Genomic DNA, 19,987 nt, shown 5'->3' with positions numbered 1-19,987 from the left:
GTACAGAAATCCTCGATTTCTAGACCTGTGCTTCCTCCGCGGCTTCGGGCAGGCGCAGCTGGCCGGAGATCAGGCGGGGGAGGAGGGTGTCGCGGAGGGCGGCGAGAGTCTCGGCATGCCCAGCGTTGTGGTCGATGCGGCGTCGAATACTGCTGACGACGGCATCGAAAGCTGCAATGACGCGATCCGGCACCGAGGGAACCAACAGCCGATAGACGTTCTCACGGTTGATGCCAGGCACCGCTGCGTCGGTGTTCATGCCTTGCAGCCCTAGAGTCTTCAGCAACTCAAAGCAGTACGACATCGGCAGCGAAGTCCTCACGTAGAAGACTGTGTCTATCGGGAAGAAGGGACGGCTCTCCCAATACAGGCTGCCGACTGTGCCTTTGCGTCCAACGACGATGGACGGCTCCGCGACAAGTGCCGTGTCATGCCAGCCCGTGACGCCACCAGAACCATAGACGGGGACCGGCCCAGGTCGCCGTGACTCTGCCTTGAGCGCTTTGCCGTACGCGAGCTCAAGCAAGCTGTCGAGTCGGCACGGGAGCCACCCCCTCGGCACCTCCCCCAACTCCGAGTCCTCGAAGCTGTCGGGGAAGAGGGCGGCGGTGGCTTCGTCCATGCCTTCGGGGGCGCGGCCGTCGCGCTTGGCGCGCACGGGGTCGAAGTCCACGAACCAGGACTTGAACAGCGCCTGGGCGATGGCTTCCAGCGTGGCGTTGGTTTCGCGGAGGAGGGTGATGCGTTGATCCAGCATCCCCAGGAATTCGGCAATCTTGCGTTGTTCCCTTACAGGAGCGAGTTGAACCTTCGCTTCATGCAAATGATTTCGGTTGATGCCAGGAACCGCCGCCTTGTCAGAGAAAGCTAGGAAATCGACGGTTTGCAGAAAATAGCTGATGAAGCGTGGGTCGTTGCCTTTGAAGTCACGCACGTACAGGGTGGTGTTTAGAGGCCAGAAGTCCTCCTCGACGTAAAAGACCTGGCCAATCGTTCCATATCGGCCGGTCACCACCCCTGGGCCCCTGACCATGGGGGAACTGTGTTGGTCGCTACGGCCTGAAGACGAAATGAGAGGGAACGGGCCAGCTTCACGTTTCGCCTGGGGCAAGTCATACCCCCGCTTCAGCTCGATGAACTCCCCCAACTTGCCGTCACGCCATTCAGAACTCATATCCGAGCCCCCCCAGCTTCGCCCGGATCACCGCATCCAGCTCCGCCCCCTTCGCCATCTGCTCACCCAGCCGCTCGGTCAGCCGCGTCATCTTCTCGGCGAAAGCCTCGTCGTCGTCCTCAACCACTTCAGCGCCCACATAGCGCCCCGGCGTCAGCACATGCCCATGCTGGGCAATCTCGGCCAGCGGCACGCTGCGGCAGAAGCCCGGCACATCGGCGTAGTCGCCCACCACCTCGCCCGCTGCCGCCTCGCCGCGCCACGCGGCCACGGTGCCGGCAATGCGCTCAATTTCTTCATCAGCGAACTCGCACTGCACGCGGCTGATCATGCGGCCCAGCTTGCGGGCGTCGATGAACAAGACCTGGCCCTGGCGTGCTGCGGGCTTGCGCTTGGCCAGGAACCACAGGCAGGCCGGAATCTGCGTGTTGAAGAACAGCTGCCCCGGCAGGGCCACCATCACCTCCACCACATCGGCGTCCACCATCGCCGCCCGGATGACGCCCTCATTGTTCTGACTGGAACTCATGGAGCCATTGGCCAGCACGATGCCGGCGCGGCCGGTGGGCTTGAGGTGGTGCAGCATGTGCTGCAGCCAGGCGTAGTTGGCATTGCCCTGGGGCGGGTCTCCGTACTGCCAGCGCGGGTCGCCCTCCAGGCTGCCATGCCACCAGTCGCTGATGTTGAAGGGCGGGTTGGCCAGGATGAAGTCGGCGCGCAGGTCGGGGTGCTGGTTGCGCGTGAAGGTGTCGCCCGGCTCGCGGCCCAGGTTGAAGTCGATGCCGCGGATGGCCAGGTTCATGGCCGCCAGGCGCCAGGTGGTGGGGTTGGCCTCCTGACCGTAGATGGACACATCGCCCAGCTTGCCGCCGTGCGCCTCGATGAAGCGCTCGCTCTGCACAAACATGCCGCCCGAGCCGCAGCAGGGGTCGTAGACCTGGCCATGGTGCGGCGCGAGCACCGCCACCAGTGTCTTCACGATGCTGGCCGGCGTGTAGAACTGGCCGCCCCGCTTGCCCTCGGCGCTGGCGAACATGCCCAGGAAGTATTCGTACACCTGGCCCAGCACGTCGCGGGCGGCGCTGGGGTTCTCGCCGAAGCCTATTGCTGACACCAGGTCCACCAGCTCGCCCAGCTTGCCGTCGGGCAGCTGCGCGCGGGCATAGCGCTTGTCCAGGATGCCCTTGAGCTTGGGGTTCTCAGCCTCAATCAGGCCCAGGGCCTCGTCGATGAGCTTGCCGATCTCGGGCCGCTTGGCCTGGGCGCGCAGCGTTTCCCAGCGGGCGTCTTCGGGCACCCAGAACACGTTGACGGCGGTGTAGTAGTCGCGGTCGTCGGCCTCGGCGGCCAGGTCTTCCGCGCTGGCGTCGCCGTAGAAGTATTCGTCGTCCGGGTCCGCCAGCCGGGCCACCACCTCGGCGCGGCGCGCGGCGAAGGTGTCGGAGATGTACTTCACAAAGATCAGGCCCAGCACCAGGTGCTTGTATTCGGCCGCGTCCATGTTGGCGCGCAGCTTGTCGGCCGTGGCCCAGAGGGTTTTCTTGATGTCGTCGAGCATGGAATCAGGCAGCGGTCGCGGCGGCCGGCGCTGGGGCGGCGGCCTTGGGTTTGAGGCTGACCCAGTGGCCGGAGTTGTTCTCCTGGGTCAGCAGCAGTTCGGGGTAGGCCCGAACCATATCGGACAGCGCGGCGTGGCCGTGGGCCTTGGGCGAGAAGCCGGGGTCGGTTCGCTTGAGGTACTGGCCCAGCGCGCCCAGCCCGACGCGGCCGTCGGGCGTGTCGGCCGCCAGCAGGCTCACGGCATTGAGCACGGCCTTGGGGCGCTTCTTGGGCACAGGCTTGGGAGTGGGCGGCGGTGCGGCCTTGGCCGCAGCAGCCGACCCTGCCGGCTCAGCGGGGGGCTCAGGGGGCAGCCATTCGAAGAACTGGTCGCTGGCGTTGCGTAGCGCATCCGGCGTCTTCGCCTCGCCGACGATGTGCACCGTGGCGCCGCGCTCGCGCAGCTTGCGGCAGAGGTAGGCGAAGTCGGAGTCGCTGGTGACCAGGCAGAAGGTGTCGGCGCGTTGGTCGAAGAGGGCCTCGACGGCATCCAACGCCAGCGCGATGTCGGCGGTGTTCTTGCCGGCGGCGTATTGGTATTGCAGGCAGGGCGTGAACGCCAGGCGCACCAGCGCTTCCTGCCACTTGTTGGCCAGCGTGGCGTGGTTGCCGTAGCCCCGGCGCAGCACCACACGGCCGAACTGGGCGACCACCCGCAGCGCGTACTCCAGGATCTCGGGCGTGGTGTTGTCGCAGTCCACCAGCACGGCGACGCGCGAGTCCGCGCCCGTCTCTGTTGATGCCATTGGCTTCCTCCCTGATCTTTGGGAGCGATGTTATGCGGGCTGCTGACGGGCCAAGTCAGCGCAGGCGGAAGGCATGGCCTGCCCGCGGTGCTGGCGCGATGAATTTAGTGGTCAGCATGCGGTGCGCGGGTTTCGGGGGGTGATTTGGCGTGGAACCCGGTGCTCGATGGTCAGCCGTAGATCCAAGAATGGGCGCATCACTGCCCCGAGGTGCTCATGAACCGTCAAGCCTTGTCATCCCAGCTGCCGACCGAGTTCCTTGGCGGCGATGTGCTGCTGACGGTGCGCCAGGTGATGGCGATCACGGGTTTGAGCCGCAGTTCGATCTATTCGTTCATGGCGGCGGGGGCGTTCCCGCTGAGCGCGACCGTGGGTGGCCGGTCCGTCAGGTGGAGCTTGCTCGAGGTTCGGTGCTGGATGGCCGAGCGATTCGCGCTGCGCGACAAGTCCGGCCGAGCGAGGGGCGCGATGCGCTGACGCCGCCTACCAGGCCAGCACATGACGGGCCTTTGGGCCTGCCGCACGGGAGTGGTCGGTAGGCGGGGGGCGGCTGGCCCGGTAGCCCCGGGCAGGTTCTCTTCTGTCCCTGCTGTCAATGCGGCTCATGCAGGTGGCAACAAGCGCTGGTGCGTCGCCTGGCTGCGCACCGTCGGTCAGGGGCTGTTTAGGCCACTTTTAGGACACCGACAAAGAAAAAGCACCTAGCCGCGAGGCTAAGTGCTTGTCATGTCTGGTGCGCCCGGTTGGGATCGAACCAACAACCCCTGCCTTCGGAGGGCAGTACTCTATCCATTGAGCTACGGGCGCGAAGCCGTGCATTCTAGCAGCGGGGTTCCCCGCAGCAGGAGACGGGTTGGGCGCTGCCATAATTCGGGCGCTTCACGCGCCGCAGGCCGCCTCGATGGCCTGCAAGAAAAACACCGACGAGGACAGTCAAGAGGACTCCATGAGCGCCAGCCACGACCACGACCACGACGACGCCCACACCGGCCCGATCAAGACGCCCAAGCAATTGGCCTGGGCTGTGTTCTTCGCGTTCGTGGTGCCCATCATCCTCATCATCCTGCTCGCGAACTACGTGACCACGTCCAGCAAGCCGGCGGCCGGCACCGGCGCGCTGGAGGGCGAGGCGGTGGCCGCGCGCATCGCGCCCGTCGGGCATGTGGAGGTCAAGGACGCCAATGACGCGGCCGCCATGAAGACCGGCGAGCAGGTCTACCAGGCCCAGTGCGCCGCCTGTCACGCCACCGGCGCGGCTGGTGCGCCCAAGCTGGGGGACGCCGCAGCCTGGGGCCCGCGCGTCAAGACGGGCGTGGAAGCGCTGCTGAACTCGGCGCTGAAGGGCAAGGGCGCCATGGGCCCCCAGGGCGGCGGCGATTTCAGCGACTTTGAAATCAACCGCGCGGTGGTCTACCTGGCCAACCAGGGCGGCGCCAAGTTCGACGAGCCCAAGGCTCCCGCCCCGGCCGCCTCAGCGGCCAACTGAGTGGCCCTCCCTTCCGCATGAAGCCCGCCTCGAGCGGGCTTTTTGTTGCCCACACTTTCCTGATGTTGACAATGAATGTCAGCAGGATCGGTGGGTTAAGCCCCCAACTCATTCGCAGGCAAGTCGATCTGGCTAGAGTCGCGCGCTTGCATTCGGAGTACTCCATGACCAAGAACCGCCTGGCGCTTCCCTTCCTCGTCGTCCTGGCTGCCTGCGGGCAGCAGCAGGGGGGCCAAGCCGGCCATGCGGGCGGCCCGCCGCCCGTGTCCGTGGCGCCGGCCACGCAGCGTGAGATCCAGGAGTTCGAGGAGTTCACTGCCCGCCTGGAGGCGCCCGACACGGTGGATGTGCGCGCCCGCGTGGCCGGCACTGTCGAGGCGGTGCGCTTCAAGGAAGGGCAGTTCGTGCGCAAGGGCGAGCCGCTGTTCACCATCGATGCCCGCGCCTACCGCGCCGAGGTGGCGCGCGCCGAGGCGCAGGTCACGGCGGCCCGGACGCAGGCCGAATTGGCCAAGACCGACCTGGCGCGTGCCGAGAAGCTGGTCAGCGCCAACGCCGTCAGCTCGCAGGAGATCGATCAGCTGCGCGCGGCGCAGCGCGGCGCCGAGGCGAGCCTGAAGGGCGCCGAGGCGGCGCTGGTGCAGGCGCGGCTGAATGTGGAGTACGCCAACGTCACAGCGCCGGTCAGCGGCCGCACGTCGCGCGCCAACGTGACGCCGGGCAACCTGGTGGGCGTGGGTGATGCGGTGCTGACGACTCTGGTGTCCAGCGACAAGGTCTACGCCTACTTCGACGCCAGCGAGGCGGCCTACCTGCGCTACATGCGCGCGGCCAAGCCGGGCACGGTGTCGGTGGCCATGGGCCTGTCCGACGAGCAGGGCCACCCGCATGCGGGCAAGCTGGACTTCATCGACAACCGCCTCAACCCCGCCACCGCGTCCATCCGCGCCCGTGCGGTGTTCGACAACAAGGGCGGCCAGTTCACGCCGGGCCTGTATGCGCGGCTGAAGATCGGCGGCGGCGGCAGCTACAGCGGCGTCGTCGTGCCGGAGCGTGCGATCACGACGGACCAGACCCGCAAGGTGGTGCTCATCGTGGGCCCCAACAACATCGTGCAGCCGCGCCCGGTGAAGCCCGGCGCGCTCATCGACGGCATGCGTGTCGTGGACGGCGTGAAGGCGGGTGAGCAGGTCATCGTGGATGGCGTGCTGCGCGCTATGCCCGGCGCGCCGGTCACGCCGCAGGTGCTGAAGGTGGACGACAAGGGCATGCCCGTGCCGGCCGCGCCCGCCGCCCCGGCCGCAGCCAAGTAAGCGCGAGGTTCGCCCATCATGGACATCTCCCGCTTCTTCATCGACCGGCCGCGCTTCGCGACCGTGTTGTCCCTCTTCATCTTCCTGATCGGCGCGCTGGCCATTCCGCTGCTGCCGATCTCCGAGTACCCCGAGGTCGCGCCGCCGCAGGTGGTCGTGCGCGCCCAGTACCCCGGCGCCAACCCGCGCGTGATCTCTGAGACTGTGGCTGCGCCGCTGGAGGAGCAGATCAATGGCCTGGAGAACGTGCTGTATTTCGAGAGCCAGGCCACCGGTGACGGCGGCATGAGCCTGACGGTCACGTTCAAGATCGGCACCAACCCCGAGGCGGCTGAGACGGCGGTGCAGAACCGTATCAACCGCGCGCTGCCGCGCCTGCCCGACATCGTGCGCACCATCGGTGTGACGACGGAGAAGAGCAGCCCTAACCTGACCATGGTGGTTCACCTGGTCAGTCCGGACAACTCGCGCGACGCGCTCTACTTGCGCAACTACGGCTCGCTGAACGTGCGTGACGACCTGCTGCGCGTGCCTGGCATGGGCTCGGTGCAGACCTTCGGCGCCGGCGACTACGCCATGCGCATCTGGCTGGACCCGCAGAAGCTGGCCGCCCGCAGCATGACGGCCACCGAAGTGGTGGGCGCCATCCGGGAGCAGAACTCGCAGGTGGCGGCCGGCGTCGTCGGCGCGTCACCCGCGCCCAAGGGCACGGAGTTTGAGCTCGCGATCAACACGCAGGGCCGGCTGACCAGCGAGGAGGAGTTCGCCAACATCATCGTGCGCGCCGACACACGCACCGGCGCCATGGTGCGTCTGCGCGACGTGGGCCGCGTCGAGATCAGCGCCAACACCTACGCGCTGCGCAGCCTTCTGAACAACAAGGAGGCCGCCGCCATCGCCATCTTCCAGGCGCCGGGCTCCAACGCACTGGCGATCTCGGAGAACGTGCGCGCGACGATGGAGCGGCTCAAGCCCAACTTCCCGGCGGGCGTGGACTACGCCATCGTCTACGACCCTACGCGCTTCGTGCAGACCTCCATCGAGAAGGTGGTCACGACGCTGTTCGAGGCCGTCGCGCTGGTGGTGCTGGTGGTCATCATCTTCCTGCAGACATGGCGCGCGTCCATCATTCCGTTGGTGGCCGTGCCGGTGTCCATCGTCGGCACCTTCGCAGTGCTGTTGCTGCTGGGCTTCTCCATCAACACGCTGACGCTGTTCGGCATGGTGTTGGCCATCGGCATCGTCGTGGACGACGCCATCGTGGTGGTCGAGAACGTCGAGCGCAACATCCAGGACGGCCTCACGCCGCGCGCCGCGACGGTGAAGGCCATGCAGGAGGTCTCAGGCCCCATCATCGCCATCGCGCTGGTGCTGTGCGCGGTGTTCATCCCGCTGACGCTGGTGCCGGGCCTGTCGGGCCAGTTCTACAAGCAGTTCGCCGTCACCATCGCCATCTCGACGGTGATCTCGGCGTTCAACTCGCTGACCCTGTCGCCGGCACTCGCCGCCATCCTGCTGCGCCCGCATGACGCGCCCAAGGACGCGCTGACGCGCGGCATGGACCGCGTGTTCGGTGGTTTCTTCCACTGGTTCAACCGCATGTTCCACCGTCGCTCCGAGAGCTACGGCCGCGGCGTGACCGGGCTGCTCAAGCGCAAGTCGGCGGCTCTGGTGGTCTACGCGCTGCTGCTGGGCGTCACGGCGCTGCTGTTCATGCGCCTGCCCAGCGGCTTCGTGCCCGCGCCGGACAAGCAGTACCTGATCGGCGTGGCCCAGCTGCCGGCCGGTGCCAGCCTGGACCGCACCGAAGAGGTGATCCGCAAGATGAGCGAGATCGCGCTGAAGGTGCCGGGCATCGTCGACTCGGTGGCCTTCCCCGGCCTGTCGGTGGCCGGCTTCTCGGCCGCGCCCAACGAGGGCATCGTGTTCTTCGGCCTCGAGGACTTCGACAAGCGCACCAGCCCCGACAAGAGCAAGGAAGCCATCCTAGGCGCGGTCAACGGCGCCATCCAGCAGATCCAGGGCGCGCGCATGTTCGTCGTGCCGCCGCCGCCGGTGGACGGCCTGGGCATTGCGGGCGGCTTCAAGATCCAGGTGCAGGACCGCAGCAGCCAGGGCGAGCAGGCCCTGTACGGCGCCGTGTGGGGCACGCTGGGCCAGGTCTACGGCAACCCCAAGACCAGCATTGGCACGCCGTACTCCAACTACGACATCAACGTGCCACAGCTGTTCGCCAACGTGGACCGCACCAAGGCCAAGCAGATGGGGGTGCCGCTGGCCAACATCTACGACACGCTGCAGATCAACCTCGGCTCGCTGTACGTCAACGACTTCACCAAGTTCGGCAAGACCTACCAGGTCATCGTGCAGGCCGACGCGCCCTATCGCGCGCACGCCGACGACATCACCAAGCTCAAGACCCGCAACGAGGCCGGCGAGATGGTGCCGCTGGGCTCGCTGATGAGCGTGGAGCCCACCTTCGGCCCCACGCGCGTTACGCGCTACAACGGCTTCCCGGCCGCAGACATCAACGGCGCGCCCAACCCCGGCTTCTCGTCGGGCCAGGCCGAGGCCGAGATCGAGCAGCTGCTCAAGGGTCTGCCGCGCGGCATGAGCTACGAGTTCACCGACCTCAGCTACCAGGACCGCCTGACCCGCGACGTCGCCGTGCCCGGCACCACGCTGAAGATCCCGACGCTCGCCGCCGTGCTGCTGTTCTCGGTCGTGCTGGTGGTGCTGGTGCTGGCCGCGCAGTACGAGAGCTGGAGCCTGCCGCTGGCCATCATCCTGATCGTGCCGATGTGCATCCTGTCGGCACTGTTCGGCGTGTGGATCTCGCACCTGCCGCCCTTCATGCAGGCGGGAGACCTGAACATCTTCACGCAGGTGGCGCTGGTCGTACTGGTGGGCCTGGCGTGCAAGAACGCCATCCTCATCGTCGAGTTCGCCAAGGAGCTGGAGGAGAAGGGCCGTTCGGTGGCGGATGCCGTCATCGAGGCCTGCCGCCTGCGGCTGCGCCCCATCCTGATGACGTCCATCGCCTTCTGCGCTGGCGTGATCCCGCTGATCCTGGGCAGCGGCGCCGGCAGCGAGATGCGCCGCGCGATGGGCATCGCCGTGTTCAGCGGCATGCTGGGCGTGACCTTCTTCGGCATCTTCCTGACGCCGGTGTTCTACGCGCTGCTGCGCAAGGGCACCGAGAAGCGTCGCGCTCGCGCTGCCGCGCTGCGCGCCCAGGTCGAGGCCTCGGCCCACGCCTTCCACCCCGGTGTCGACGACGACGTGCCGACGAACAAGGGCCACTGACATGAAGACCCAACTCACCCTTCTCGCCGCGGCCGCGCTGTTGGCCGGCTGCGCCGCGCCCGGCCTGTCGCAAGGCCCGGCCAACCTGGCGCCCGCCGCGTTCGCGCAGTTGCCTGCCATCGACGCTCGTGCCGGCAACAGCGCCGCGACGATGACCGCCGCCTTTGTCGATAGCGCGCAGCTGCAGCGCGTCGTTGATGACGTGCTGGCCCACAACCGCGACCTGCGCGCCGCCGCCGCACGCCTCAAGCAGGCCCAGGCGCTGGCCGACGCGGCCGGCGCCCAGCGCCTGCCCAGCGCCGGCGTGGGCGCCAACGCCAGCCGCCAGCGTGCTGCCAATGACCAGGGCCAGTACAACACCTTCAAGAGCTATGGCGTCAACGCGACGGCCGGCTGGGAGGTCGACCTGTGGGGCCGCGCGTCGGCCACGGCGCAGGCCGCCGGCTACGACGCGCAAAGCGCCGCGCTGGACCGCGACGCGGCCCAGCTCAGTCTGGCCGGCACTGCGCTGAACCTGCAGACCCAGCTCATCGGCCTGGGCCATCGCCTGAAGCTGGCCCAGGAGACCCTGGTGGTGCAGAACCAGCTGCTGGACCTCGTGAAGGCCCGCGTCGGTGCCGGCCGCAACACCGCGCTGGACCAGGCCCGCGCCGAGGCGCTCGTCGCGCAGACCGCTGCCAGCGTGCCCGCGCTGCGCAACGCGGCGTGCCTCACGCGCCTGCAGCTGGATGTGCTGCGCGGCCAGCCGCCGGCCGACTGTGGCAAGGCCGACAGCGATCCGCTGCCCGCCATGCCCGAGCCGCGCCTCGTCAGCCTCGGCACGCTGCCCGACCCGGCCGGCCTGCTGGCCGCGCGCCCCGACGTGAAGGCCGCCGCCACGCGCGCGCAGGCCGCCGCGTCGCGCGCCCAGGTGGCCTGGGCCGCGCGCTGGCCCAGCATCGGCCTGTCAGGCTCCATCGGCTGGAGCACCGGCCGTGCCGAGGACCTGTTCAAGAGCGCCACGCGCGTGCACAGCCTGGCCGCCGCGCTGAACTGGAACTTCCTCGACTTTGGCGCCCGCGCCGCCGAGGAGCGCGCTGCCCGCGCCGGTTTCGAGGGTGCCGTAGCGGCCGCCGAGCAGGCGCAGCTTGTCGCGTTGCAGGACGCGCAGGGCAGCCTGTCCACGCTGCGCGAGACCGAGCTGCAGGCCGTGTCCCAGGCCCAGGCCGCCGACGCGACCGTGCGTGCCCGCGACCTGGCCTTCAAGCGCTACGACGCCGGCGTGACCGACTTCTACGCGCTGCTGAGCACCGAGCAGGAACGCCTGGCCGCGGCTGATGCGCTGATCCAGCTGCAGACCCAGCGCGCCGCCGCGCTGTTGGCGGTACACAAGGCATTCGCGGCGCGCTTGACGGCGCCCTGACGCCGCGCGGGCGGGCGCCGCGCGCGCCCGCTGTTCGCCAGTGTTCAGTCCAGCGGCTGCGTCTGCGGCGTGAGCTGGAAGGCGGCCTTGTCGAAGCCCAGCGCGGCCGCGCAGTCCAGCAGCGCCTGCAACGTGGCCTCGTCCAGCTGCGGCGTGCGTGACAGCACCCACGCGAACTTGCGGCTGGGCGCGCCCACCAGCACGTGGCGGTAGTCGGCGTCCAGCGCCAGCACCCAGTAGTCGCCATAGAACGGCCAGAAGAAGCTCACGCGCAGCTTGGCGTTGCCGCTGTCGGCGACAAGCTTGGCATGGCCGGTGATGTCGTCCACGCGGCCATCGGCCATGCGGCAGCGGTTGATCACCTGCACACGCTCGCCGTCCAGGCGGTAGCGCGCCTGCGTGTCGGCGACGCACTGTTTCTGGAAGCGGTTGGGCAGCAGCGCGATCTCGTACCAGGCCCCGGCGTATCGGGCCAGGTCCACCTGCGCGACGGTGGGCAGCGGGGCCGGCGCGGCGTTGGCCGTGCCGACGCACGCGGCGCAGGCCAGTGCAGCGGCGAAGGCGCGTCGGACGGTGAGTGGCAGCATGGCGTGAGCGACTGGAAGTGGAGCCGACATTCTCCGTTGCGGCCAGGTCATGGGCGTGTCAGCGCGCCGATCAGGCTGTCGTGCGTGATGAGCCGCGCCGGCATGCGGAGTCTAGGATCCCACAGTCGCCGGGGCGAATGGCAGCGCGGGTGGGGTGAACGGCGCGGTTGGCGGCGCGGCGGCGGGGGACACTGCGCCATGCCCATCCTGCCGCGCCGCTGGTGCCTGCCCTATGTCGCGCTGCTGACCGTCGTCGGCGGGCTGCTCAGCGCCTCGGCGCTGGAGGCCTACCGGCTGGGCGGCGGCACGCAGCCGTGGGAGCCCTTCCTGTGGGAGTACAGCTCGGTCTTCGTCATCGGCGCGCTGGCCTTGTGCGTGCACGCCCTCGTCGGTCGGCTGCAGGGACAGCCCTGGCCGCGGCAGCTGCTGGCGCATGCGGTGGCGCTGCCGGTCTTCAGCGTGCTGCACATCGCTGGCATGTTCGGCCTGCGTCTGCTGGTCTATGCGCTCGTGGGGGCGGGGTACCACCCCGACGACATCCCCACGCTGCTCGTCTACGAGGGCGGCAAGGATGCGGTGAGCTACCTCAGCTTTTGCCTGATCTCGCGCGGCGTCTGGATGGCGCAGGCGGCAGAGCGTGCTCGCTGCGAGCTGGCCGAGCTGCGCCTGGCGCGCCTGGCCGACCAGGTGCAGCCGCACTTCCTGTTCAACACGCTGAACTTGATCTCCTCGGTCATGTACGAGGACGTGCCTCGCGCCGACCGGCTGCTGTGCCAACTGGCCGATCTGCTGCGCCAGACGCTGGCCGCGCAGCAGCGCGCCGAGCACACGCTGCGTGAGGAGCTGGCGCTGGTCGAGCCCTTTCTTGCGCTGATGCAGGCGCGCTTCGGCCCCGAGCGGCTGGTGGTGCGCCTCGACGCCGACGACGCGGCGCTGGCCTGCCGGGTGCCGGCGCTGCTGTTGCTCGCGCCGGTGGAAAACGCCGTCAAGCACGACGTGGCGCGGCACCGCGGCCGTGTCGAGGTCGTCGTGGCGGCGGCGCGCGACGGCGAGCGCTTGACGCTGCGTGTCAGCAACCATGGCGACACGCCCGTGCCCGCGTCGCCGCCTGACCCCGACGGCGGCCTGGGCCTGCGCAACCTGCGCGAGCGGCTGGCGGCACGCTATGGCGGCGCGGCCAGCGTGCGGCTCGGGCCCGATGGCCGCGGCATGAGCCTGACCGTGGAGTTGCCGTGCGGGTGTTGATCGTCGACGACGAACCCGCCGCGCGCGCCCGGCTGCGCCGGTTGCTGGCCGCCGAGCCCGACGTGGCCGAGCTGCTGGAGGCGCCCGACGCGCCGGCCGCGCTGGCCCTCGTGCAGACGCTCGCCGCGCCGCCCGATCTCGCGCTGCTGGACATCGAGATGCCTGGTGGCAACGGCGTGCAGCTGGCCGCCGCGCTGCGCGAGACGGGCGTGCGCAGCGTCATCTTCTCGACCGCGCACGCCGAGCACGCGCTGCAGGCCTTCGAACTCGCGGCGCTGGACTACCTGCTCAAGCCCTACACGCCCGAGCGCCTGGCCGCTGCGCTGGCCCGTGTGCGCGAGCGCTTGGCGCAGCCGCCCGCGCCGGTGGGCGAGTGGTGGGTGGGTGGCGAGCGCGTGAAGCTGGCCGACGTGCCGTGGATCTCGGCGGCCGACAACTACATCGAGCTGCACCTGCCGCCGCGCTGCCTGCTGGAGCGCGCCACGCTGGCTGACGCGCTCGCCCGCCCCGGCTGGGCCGCGCGCTTCCTGCGCGTGCACCGCAGCCACGCCGTCAACCCGGCGCATGTCCGGCGCATCGAACGGCTGGGCAGCGGCGAGGCGGTGCTGACGCTGACTTGCGGCGAGGTGCTGCGCGTGTCGCGCGGCTACCGTGACGTGCTGGACGCGTTCGCCCCATAGCGAACGCCACTCGCCCCGCCACCGTCGCGCCGCGCGGCCGGGCCGGCGACGCTGCGGGCCATGAACACACCACGCCTGCCCTTTCTCGACGGCCTGCGCGTCGCCGCTTTTGCGCTGTTGATCCCGTACCACGTCGGCATGTACTACGTGACCTGGGACTGGCACGTGAAGAGCCCCGCCGCCAGCAGCACGCTGGAGCCCTTCATGCAGCTCAGCTCGCCGTGGCGGCTGTCGCTGCTGTTCCTCATCGCCGGCGCGGCCTGTCACGGCCTGTTCGCGAAGCACGGCGTGCTCGGCACGCTGAAGGACCGCTCGGCGCGCCTGCTGCTGCCGCTGTTGTTCGGCATGGCCGTCATCGTCACGCCGCAGGCCTACTTCGAAGTGCTGACGCAGGCGCCCGAGCTGCTGCCGGGCGACGGTGGCTATCTGGACTTCTGGGCGCGCTACCTGCAGGGCGGCGAGCTTTGCCGCGGCGACGACTGCTTGGACCTGCCGACCTGGAACCACCTGTGGTTCCTGCCCTACCTGTGGGTCTATGCGGTGGTGGGCGCCGCGCTCGCGTCGCTGAAGCTGAAGCCGCGGGCCATCGAGCTGCCTGCCTGGGCCTGGCTGCTGGCGCCCGCGGTGCCGCTGGCGCTGCTGCGCGTGACCGTCATGCCGCATTGGCCCACCACGCACGACCTCGTGCACGACCTCCACAACCACCTGCAGTACGGCTTCGTGTTCGCCGTCGGCTGGGCCAGCCGCACGCCGCTGGCGCAAGGCCTGTGGCCGGCGGCGCTGCGGCTGCGCTGGGTGGCGCTGGCCGTGTCACTGGCGACCTGGGTCGCGCTGCTGGCCTTCAATGCTCGCTATGCGGACGCGGCGCCGCCCGACGCCGTGCTGGTGGCTGCCCGCACGCTGCGTGGCGCGCTGACCTGGTGGGCCATCGTCGCCTGCTGTGGCTGGGCGCAACGCGCCTTCCCGCGCGAGACGCCGGGGCTGCGCCAGGCGGCCGCGGCGGTGTTCTGCCTCTACATCCTGCACCAGAGCGTCATCGTGCTGCTGACGCAGGCGCTGAAGCCTCTGGCACTGCCCTGGGGCCTGGAGGCGCTGCTGCTGATCGTGCTGACCTTCGCGGTTTGCGCGCTGGCCTACCTGGGCGCGCGCCGCGTGCCGGGGCTGGCGTTGCTGCTGGGCATCCAGCGCCGGCCGCGCGTGGCCGGCCCGGCCGTCAGTTCGGCAGCAGCGGCGTGAACAGCGGCGCGGCCATGCGCACCGGCGTCACGTCCAGCCGCACCTTCAGCACCGTGTAGTCGTCGCCGCCCAGCGCATTGCTGAACCAGCCGACCGTGCCCGGCCCCTTGTAGAGCCGGAACTCGAAGCCCAGCTCCGGCGCCAGGTCGCCCGGCCGCGGCCGCACGCGGTAGGCCAGGCCGCGCACCTCGGGCGAGCGCGTATCCAGCAGGTGCGCCATGGCGGTGACGAGGGTGTTGTCGGCCAGGATGTCGAGGAAGTAGTGGTCGAACTGCAGCGCCGGCCGGTAGTCGGCGGCGGTGGGATCGATCTTCTGGTCGCGCAGCTTGTGGGCGGCCGGCGTTGTGAGGCCGGTGGCGAGGTCGTGGCGGTCGCCGCGGTCCAGGTAGCTGAGCTGTGCGCCGCGCAGGTTGAAGGCCGGCAGGCGCGGGTCGCTCGTGGCCTCGGACAGATCCACCAGCACCGCACCGCGCGCGCCGACGATCTCGACCTGCCGGCCCTTGATGACGGCCGCGCTGTTCTCCTCGATGCCCAGTGCCAGCGTGTAGCCCAGCGCCCGCATCGCGGGCAGCAGGCGCCCGATGCGGCCGCGCTTGAGGAAATGTTGGTCCACGAAGAGGCCCGCTTCCACGAAGCCCAGGCCCTGGTCGTACTCGCGCTTCTCGCGCCACAGGCCCTTGAGGATCTGCAGGTTGTCCGGCGCGTCGCGGAACATCACGCGGCTCATGATGGCTGCCCCCGCGCTGGTGCCGGCCACGACGCCGCCCTTGTCCATCACCTGGCGGATGGCCTTGAGCATCGCGGTCGGCTCGCCGCCGGGCTGCAGCGTGTCGACGATGTACTCCTGCGCGCCGCCGGAGAAGAACACGCCGGTTGACGCCGCCACCTTGGCGATCAACGCCGGGTCGTTGAGGTGGGCCTGCCAGTCCACGTCCTTCTGCCGGGGTGTCACGGGAATGGCCTCGGCCTGCGCACCGCGGCGGTTCAGTGAGGCGACGATCAGCCCTGCCGCGCGCTCGGGGTTGGCGGCGGCCGTGGCGAACACCGCGATGCGTGCGCCCGGGCCGCCCGCCTCGTCGACGACACGCTGCCAGACGGCGTCGTTGTCACTCTTGGTGGCGCCGCCGATGACGATGGCCGTGCCGGCCTGCGCGGCGAGGTGGAGGAAGAGGGCCGCCGCAGCGGCCATTCGCAAAGAAATCAAAGGGAGGAAGCGCGTCATGCCGCCATGTTGGCAGCAGAACGGCTCAGGCCGCCGCCTGCGTGCGGATGCCCTCGCTCAGGAAGATGCAGTCACCCTGGTCGAACACCCGCACCTCGCCCGGCCGGAACGCCTGCCAGTCCTCGTCGTGCGTCAGCGGCTCGGTGGCCACGAGCGTCATGCGGTCGCGCGGGCCGTTCAGCAACGCGAGGTCGAGGCGCAGGCCGCCGTCACGCAACTGCACCTGGCCGAACGGCGCCTGGCGGCGCAGCCAGTGCAACCGCGTGGAGGCATGTGCCAGCATGGCGCGCCCGTCCGTCAGCAGCAGGTTGAAGCGGCCGTGCTCGGCCACCTCGTGCAGCCAGGGCGTCAGCGTGGCGGCCAGCTCGGGCCAGGCGGGGAGCCGGTGGCCGAAGCGCTGTTGCAGACGCTGCATCAGCCAGCAGAAGGCGCGCTCGCTGTCGGTCTGGCCGGCGGGCGTGAAGCTGCCGTCCAGGTCGGGATGGAAGTCCTTCAGGTCGCCGTTGTGGGCAAACACCCAGCTGCGGCCCGCCCAGTCGCGGCGGAAGGGGTGGCAGTTCTCCACCGCGCGCACGCCTTGTGTGGCCTTGCGGATATGGGCCACGATGTTGCGGGCCTGCACTGGATGTCGGCCGTAGTGCGAGGCCAGTGCCGACTCGGCGGCCGGCCGGTCCTCCACGATCACCTCGCAGTGCTCGCCGGCATGAAAGGCCACGCCCCAGCCATCGACATGGTCTGCCGTGCGGCCACCGCGCGCCGCAAAGCCGCTCAACAAGAAGTGGGCGGCGGCGGCCAGGCGGCTGTTGAGGGCGAAGAGCTCACACATCGGGCGTCGGTGCAGTGCAGATGGCAGGGCAACGCCGCCAGTCTGACGGCGGTTGACCGTCATGCCCAGGACGCTTTCCGCATGAGCTCATGCGGGCGTGTTTTATGCACAAAGGGCTGTTGCGCATGGCCTGCAATCCCTAGTTCGGCGTCGCGTTTGCTGCGGCTGACGCTCGTCAGTGATTCCTTCACAAACACATCCCGCAACATTTACGCCTGCTGCCAAACATGCTCTCCTACGCTTTAGGGAAGCTCCCTGAGGGTAGGCGAGCAAGGAGTGCAGCCGTGTGGATGAGTGAGTTTGTGCAGCCGGGCCAGGTCCCGGGTCGTCGCGAGGAGCGCCGCCAGGCCGCCTCGTTGTCCAGCCAGTGGCTGGGCCTGGTGCTGGAGGAGCTGGACCATGGCGTCGTGCTGCTCAACGGCACCGGCCGTGTGCTGCATGCCAACCTGGCGGCGCGCGCGACGCTGGACGACAACCACCCGCTGGAGCTCGTCGGGCCGCACCTGCGTGCGCGGCTGTTGACCGATGCCGTGCCCTTCGCCGAAGCGCTGGAAGGCGCCGAGGCCAGCGGCCGCCGCTGCCTGCTGCGGCTGGGCGACGAGCGCGCCGGATGCGGCCGCGCCAACGTCGTCGTCGTGCCGCTCAACCGCGATGTCAGCCAGGCGGCCGTGCTGTTGATCCTGGAGCGCCGCCAGCTGTGCGGCGACCTGGCCGCGCAGTGGTTCGCGCTGCGCTACCAGCTCACGCCGGCCGAGACGGAGGTGCTCAAGGCGCTGTCCAACGGCGTCAAGCCCACCGAGGTGGCACAGCGCCAGGGCGTGGCCATCTCCACGGTGCGTAGCCAGATCCAGAGCATCCGCGCCAAGAGTGGTGCCGACAGCATCGGCGACCTGATGCGCCAACTGGCGCTGCTGCCGCCGCTGGTGTCGTCGCTGCGGCCGCAAAAGCAGGTCAACTGACCTGGTGAACTAACATCCGCCGCGTCGCAGCGTGGCCTCTTGCCCGCTGCCACGCCCGGATGGCTGACCAACCTCTCGACAACGAACTCCTGTCCCTGCCTACCTCGCTGCGCCTGCTGGCGGCACGGGGTATCGCGCGCAGCTACCGCAAGGGTGTGGTGCTGATCGAGGAGGGCTCGGTGGGCGACAACCTCTATCTCATCCTGTCCGGCTCGCTGCGGGCCTACAGCAGCGATGCGCGCGGGCGCGAGATCACCTATGGCATCTACGGCCCCGGCGAATACGTCGGCGAGATGAGCCTGGACGGCGGGCCGCGCTCTGCCAGCGTCATCACCGAGGCCGGCAGCCGGCTGGTGATGGTCACGCGCGCCAGCCTGCTGACGCACATCAGCGAACACCCCGAATTCGCGTTCGAGCTGCTGACCAAAGTCATCCGCCGCGCGCGCTCCGCGACGCTGTCGACCAAGCAACTGGCGCTCAACGACGTCTACGGCCGCCTGCGCGCGCTGGTCGACGAGATGACGCAGGACGGCCGCCACCTGGAGCTCACGCATCAGGGCATGGCGCAGCGCCTGGGCTGCTCGCGCGAGATGGTGTCCAAGCTCGTCAAGGACCTGGAGCTGGGCGGCTACTTGCGCCGCGTGGCAGCCGGCCAGTACGAGCGGTTGAAGAACCTGCCGGCGCGCTGGTAACAGCGCGCGGCCCTGTCAGCCCGCCTTAAGCGGCGGCGCGACGGGGAAGCGCTTGTCCGGCCGAGGCGCGCGCCCGTACAGGCCCGCCACCTTGGGCAGGTTGGCCTGGATGTCGCGGATGCGGGTCACGTTGGCCGGATGGGTGGACAGCCACTGGGGTGGCGCGCCCTTGCTGGCGGCCATCATCTTTTCCCACAGCCGCACGGCGGCCGCCGGGTCATAGCCGGCGCGGGCGGACAGTTCGATGCCCACGAGGTCGGCCTCGCTCTCGTCCTGGCGGCCGAAGCGCAGCGACAGCAGCTGACCGCCCAGCCCGGCGGCGTAGCGGCCCAGGTCGCCCAGGCCCAGCAGCGCCGAGCCCAGTTCGACGATGCCGTTGGTGACAACCGACTTGCCCACACGCTCACGGGCGTGCTCGCGCAGCGCATGCGCCACCTCGTGGCCCATGATGGCCGCGACCTCGTCGTCCTCCAGCTTGAGTTTTTCGAGGATGCCGTAATAGAACGCGATCTTGCCGCCCGGCATGCAGAACGCATTGAGTTGCGCGTCGCCCAGCAGGTTGACCTCCCACTTCCACTGGCGCGCGCGCTCGTTCCACTCGTAGCTGTGCGGCACGATGCGCTGCGCGATGTAGCGCAGTCGCTGCACCTGCGGGTGGTTCATGGGCGCCAGGCCGCGCTGCTGGTTGGCCTGGGTCATCATCTGCGCGTACTGCTGGCCGCCGGCCTTCTCCAGCTGCTCGGCCGAGACCAGGCCGGTGAACTTGCTCTTCTCGCCCACCTCCACGCCTTCACGCCCCCAGGCCGGCGCGAACGCTGCGGCGCCCAGCAGGCCGGTGAACAGCCGCCGCCCGCGCTGGCGGGGCGGTGCACAGCGGCCGGCCGCGCAGTCGGCGCAGGCGCCGAACTGGCGTTGCGGCAGGTGGGGCAGTCGCAGGTCGTCGTGGACGATGAAGTCGTTGGCGTGCATGACCGTCATTGTGCGGTGGCTGTGTGGCAGGCGCCGTAGGACTGGCGACAATCCCGCCATGGACAGCCAGCATTTCCGCGCCGCTCTCGGCATGTTCGCCACCGGCGTGACCGTCATCACGGCGCGTTCGGCGGACGGCAGCCTCGTGGGCCTGACGGCCAACTCCTTCAACTCCGTGTCTCTGGCGCCACCGTTGGTGCTGTGGAGCCTGGCGCGGCGCGCCGGCTCGTTGCCGGTTTTCACGCACGGCTCGCACTACGCGATCAACATCCTCGCGGCCGACCAGAAGGAGCTGGCCCAGCGCTTCGCCACGCGCGATATCGACCGCTTTGCCGGCGTGGCCTGGCGCGAGGGCGCCGGCGGCGCGCCGGTGCTGGACGGTACCGTGGCCGTGTTCGAGTGCGCCAATCGCAGCCGCTACGAGGAGGGCGACCACGTCATCTTCGTCGGCGAGGTGGAGCGCTGCACCGCGCAGCCCGGTGCGCAGCCGCTGATCTTCCACGGCGGCCGCTACTTCACCGAGCTGCCGCTCTGAGCCGCCCGCT

The 19,987-nt window shown here is 69.4% G+C and carries 18 protein-coding genes and 1 tRNA gene; 11 read left to right on the top strand and 8 right to left on the bottom strand.

Annotated features, from left to right (window positions below; translation table 11 throughout):
• Positions 1-19: 19 nt before the first annotated feature.
• The 3 genes from ACG0Z3_RS03795 to ACG0Z3_RS03785 are packed head-to-tail and all read right to left on the bottom strand — an operon-like array spanning position 20 to position 3,519.
• Positions 20-1,174 carry a restriction endonuclease subunit S gene (locus ACG0Z3_RS03795; RefSeq protein ID WP_394395466.1) on the bottom strand — a complete coding sequence of 385 codons (1,155 nt, stop codon included), beginning with the start codon at positions 1,172-1,174 and terminating at the stop codon, positions 20-22.
• Positions 1,164-2,732, bottom strand: a complete 1,569-nt coding sequence (locus ACG0Z3_RS03790; protein WP_394395465.1) for a class I SAM-dependent DNA methyltransferase — start codon at positions 2,730-2,732, stop codon at positions 1,164-1,166. Before ACG0Z3_RS03790 ends, ACG0Z3_RS03795 begins: the two co-directional genes overlap by 11 nt.
• 4 nt (positions 2,733-2,736) lie before the next feature.
• Complete coding sequence (locus ACG0Z3_RS03785; RefSeq protein WP_394395464.1) at positions 2,737-3,519, bottom strand: NYN domain-containing protein; 783 nt, start codon at positions 3,517-3,519, stop codon at positions 2,737-2,739.
• Positions 3,520-3,735: 216 nt separating this feature from the next.
• Here ACG0Z3_RS03785 and ACG0Z3_RS03780 point away from each other — a divergent pair, with 216 nt between their 5' ends.
• Positions 3,736-3,996: a helix-turn-helix transcriptional regulator gene (locus ACG0Z3_RS03780; protein WP_394395461.1), complete on the top strand. Its 261-nt coding sequence runs from the start codon at positions 3,736-3,738 to the stop codon at positions 3,994-3,996.
• A gap of 254 nt (positions 3,997-4,250) precedes the next feature.
• Here the strand turns inward: ACG0Z3_RS03780 and ACG0Z3_RS03775 are convergent.
• Positions 4,251-4,326: transfer RNA gene (locus ACG0Z3_RS03775), tRNA-Arg, on the bottom strand.
• Positions 4,327-4,465: 139 nt separating this feature from the next.
• Here ACG0Z3_RS03775 and ACG0Z3_RS03770 point away from each other — a divergent pair.
• The 4 genes from ACG0Z3_RS03770 to ACG0Z3_RS03755 all read left to right on the top strand — a co-directional run bounded on the left by ACG0Z3_RS03770 (position 4,466) and on the right by ACG0Z3_RS03755 (position 11,026).
• Positions 4,466-5,005 (top strand): c-type cytochrome, encoded by a 540-nt coding sequence (locus ACG0Z3_RS03770; RefSeq protein ID WP_394395460.1) that lies wholly within the window; start codon positions 4,466-4,468, stop codon positions 5,003-5,005.
• A gap of 164 nt (positions 5,006-5,169) precedes the next feature.
• Positions 5,170-6,318: an efflux RND transporter periplasmic adaptor subunit gene (locus ACG0Z3_RS03765; protein ID WP_394395459.1), complete on the top strand. Its 1,149-nt coding sequence runs from the start codon at positions 5,170-5,172 to the stop codon at positions 6,316-6,318.
• An 18-nt stretch (positions 6,319-6,336) separates the two neighbouring features.
• Positions 6,337-9,624, top strand: coding sequence for an efflux RND transporter permease subunit (locus tag ACG0Z3_RS03760; protein ID WP_394395458.1), 3,288 nt, complete (start codon positions 6,337-6,339; stop codon positions 9,622-9,624).
• A 1-nt stretch (position 9,625) separates the two neighbouring features.
• Positions 9,626-11,026, top strand: a complete 1,401-nt coding sequence (locus tag ACG0Z3_RS03755; protein ID WP_394395457.1) for an efflux transporter outer membrane subunit — start codon at positions 9,626-9,628, stop codon at positions 11,024-11,026.
• A 44-nt stretch (positions 11,027-11,070) separates the two neighbouring features.
• Here the strand turns inward: ACG0Z3_RS03755 and ACG0Z3_RS03750 are convergent, their stop codons facing one another.
• The gene (locus ACG0Z3_RS03750) at positions 11,071-11,613 is read right to left on the bottom strand and encodes a lipocalin family protein (protein WP_394395456.1); all 543 of its coding nucleotides are present in this window, start codon (positions 11,611-11,613) and stop codon (positions 11,071-11,073) included.
• Between the two features lie 198 nt (positions 11,614-11,811).
• Between ACG0Z3_RS03750 and ACG0Z3_RS03745 the strand changes: the two genes are divergently transcribed.
• Genes ACG0Z3_RS03745 through ACG0Z3_RS03735 form a run of 3 tightly spaced genes read left to right on the top strand, consistent with a single transcriptional unit; the run spans position 11,812 to position 14,774 of the window.
• Positions 11,812-12,858, top strand: a complete 1,047-nt coding sequence (locus ACG0Z3_RS03745; protein ID WP_394395454.1) for a sensor histidine kinase — start codon at positions 11,812-11,814, stop codon at positions 12,856-12,858.
• Positions 12,846-13,538 (top strand): LytR/AlgR family response regulator transcription factor, encoded by a 693-nt coding sequence (locus ACG0Z3_RS03740; protein WP_394395453.1) that lies wholly within the window; start codon positions 12,846-12,848, stop codon positions 13,536-13,538. The genes ACG0Z3_RS03745 and ACG0Z3_RS03740 overlap by 13 nt, the downstream gene beginning before the upstream one ends.
• Before the next feature lie 60 nt (positions 13,539-13,598).
• Positions 13,599-14,774, top strand: a complete 1,176-nt coding sequence (locus tag ACG0Z3_RS03735; protein WP_394395451.1) for an acyltransferase family protein — start codon at positions 13,599-13,601, stop codon at positions 14,772-14,774.
• Here the strand turns inward: ACG0Z3_RS03735 and ACG0Z3_RS03730 are convergent.
• Positions 14,752-15,963 carry a cyanophycinase gene (locus tag ACG0Z3_RS03730; RefSeq protein WP_394395449.1) on the bottom strand — a complete coding sequence of 404 codons (1,212 nt, stop codon included), beginning with the start codon at positions 15,961-15,963 and terminating at the stop codon, positions 14,752-14,754. The two genes, ACG0Z3_RS03735 and ACG0Z3_RS03730, sit on opposite strands and share 23 nt — an antisense overlap.
• 58 nt (positions 15,964-16,021) lie before the next feature.
• On the bottom strand, positions 16,022-16,822 hold the full coding sequence (locus ACG0Z3_RS03725) for a class II glutamine amidotransferase (protein ID WP_394395447.1): 801 nt from the start codon (positions 16,820-16,822) through the stop codon (positions 16,022-16,024).
• Between the two features lie 290 nt (positions 16,823-17,112).
• Here ACG0Z3_RS03725 and ACG0Z3_RS03720 point away from each other — a divergent pair, with 290 nt between their 5' ends.
• Together ACG0Z3_RS03720 and ACG0Z3_RS03715 are read left to right on the top strand one after the other, a co-directional pair.
• Positions 17,113-17,781 carry a helix-turn-helix transcriptional regulator gene (locus ACG0Z3_RS03720; protein WP_394395445.1) on the top strand — a complete coding sequence of 223 codons (669 nt, stop codon included), beginning with the start codon at positions 17,113-17,115 and terminating at the stop codon, positions 17,779-17,781.
• 59 nt (positions 17,782-17,840) lie between these two features.
• A complete protein-coding gene (locus ACG0Z3_RS03715) occupies positions 17,841-18,473 on the top strand; it encodes a Crp/Fnr family transcriptional regulator (protein WP_394395442.1) in 633 nt (210 codons plus the stop codon).
• Between the two features lie 15 nt (positions 18,474-18,488).
• On the opposite strand, the gene ACG0Z3_RS03710 is transcribed toward ACG0Z3_RS03715, so the two are convergent.
• Positions 18,489-19,442, bottom strand: coding sequence for a M48 family metallopeptidase (locus tag ACG0Z3_RS03710; protein WP_394395440.1), 954 nt, complete (start codon positions 19,440-19,442; stop codon positions 18,489-18,491).
• Positions 19,443-19,500: 58 nt separating this feature from the next.
• On the opposite strand from ACG0Z3_RS03710, the gene ACG0Z3_RS03705 reads away from it, so the two are divergent.
• Positions 19,501-19,977, top strand: a complete 477-nt coding sequence (locus tag ACG0Z3_RS03705) for a flavin reductase family protein (protein ID WP_394395438.1) — start codon at positions 19,501-19,503, stop codon at positions 19,975-19,977.
• Positions 19,978-19,987 lie beyond the last annotated feature (10 nt).

The sequence above is a fragment of the Pelomonas margarita genome, assembly GCF_043555875.1.
GTDB lineage: Bacteria > Pseudomonadota > Gammaproteobacteria > Burkholderiales > Burkholderiaceae_C > Pelomonas > Pelomonas margarita.
The sequence above is the reverse complement of the archived record's forward strand: the minus strand, read 5'-3'. Positions and strand labels throughout refer to the sequence as shown.

Excerpts from the sequence above, each read along its gene's own strand:
- ACG0Z3_RS03785 (WP_394395464.1), bottom strand. The coding sequence starts at position 3,519 with ATGGCATCAACAGAGACGGGCGCGGACTCGCGCGTCGCCGTGCTGGTG.
- ACG0Z3_RS03720 (WP_394395445.1), top strand. The coding sequence starts at position 17,113 with ATGAGTGAGTTTGTGCAGCCGGGCCAGGTCCCGGGTCGTCGCGAGGAG.
- ACG0Z3_RS03760 (WP_394395458.1), top strand. The coding sequence starts at position 6,337 with ATGGACATCTCCCGCTTCTTCATCGACCGGCCGCGCTTCGCGACCGTG.
- ACG0Z3_RS03705 (WP_394395438.1), top strand. The coding sequence starts at position 19,501 with ATGGACAGCCAGCATTTCCGCGCCGCTCTCGGCATGTTCGCCACCGGC.
- ACG0Z3_RS03745 (WP_394395454.1), top strand. The coding sequence starts at position 11,812 with ATGCCCATCCTGCCGCGCCGCTGGTGCCTGCCCTATGTCGCGCTGCTG.
- ACG0Z3_RS03765 (WP_394395459.1), top strand. The coding sequence starts at position 5,170 with ATGACCAAGAACCGCCTGGCGCTTCCCTTCCTCGTCGTCCTGGCTGCC.
- ACG0Z3_RS03790 (WP_394395465.1), bottom strand. The coding sequence starts at position 2,732 with ATGCTCGACGACATCAAGAAAACCCTCTGGGCCACGGCCGACAAGCTG.
- ACG0Z3_RS03770 (WP_394395460.1), top strand. The coding sequence starts at position 4,466 with ATGAGCGCCAGCCACGACCACGACCACGACGACGCCCACACCGGCCCG.
- ACG0Z3_RS03715 (WP_394395442.1), top strand. The coding sequence starts at position 17,841 with ATGGCTGACCAACCTCTCGACAACGAACTCCTGTCCCTGCCTACCTCG.
- ACG0Z3_RS03795 (WP_394395466.1), bottom strand. The coding sequence starts at position 1,174 with ATGAGTTCTGAATGGCGTGACGGCAAGTTGGGGGAGTTCATCGAGCTG.
- ACG0Z3_RS03725 (WP_394395447.1), bottom strand. The coding sequence starts at position 16,822 with ATGTGTGAGCTCTTCGCCCTCAACAGCCGCCTGGCCGCCGCCGCCCAC.
- ACG0Z3_RS03750 (WP_394395456.1), bottom strand. The coding sequence starts at position 11,613 with ATGCTGCCACTCACCGTCCGACGCGCCTTCGCCGCTGCACTGGCCTGC.
- ACG0Z3_RS03730 (WP_394395449.1), bottom strand. The coding sequence starts at position 15,963 with ATGGCCGCTGCGGCGGCCCTCTTCCTCCACCTCGCCGCGCAGGCCGGC.
- ACG0Z3_RS03710 (WP_394395440.1), bottom strand. The coding sequence starts at position 19,442 with ATGCACGCCAACGACTTCATCGTCCACGACGACCTGCGACTGCCCCAC.
- ACG0Z3_RS03755 (WP_394395457.1), top strand. The coding sequence starts at position 9,626 with ATGAAGACCCAACTCACCCTTCTCGCCGCGGCCGCGCTGTTGGCCGGC.
- ACG0Z3_RS03780 (WP_394395461.1), top strand. The coding sequence starts at position 3,736 with ATGAACCGTCAAGCCTTGTCATCCCAGCTGCCGACCGAGTTCCTTGGC.
- ACG0Z3_RS03735 (WP_394395451.1), top strand. The coding sequence starts at position 13,599 with ATGAACACACCACGCCTGCCCTTTCTCGACGGCCTGCGCGTCGCCGCT.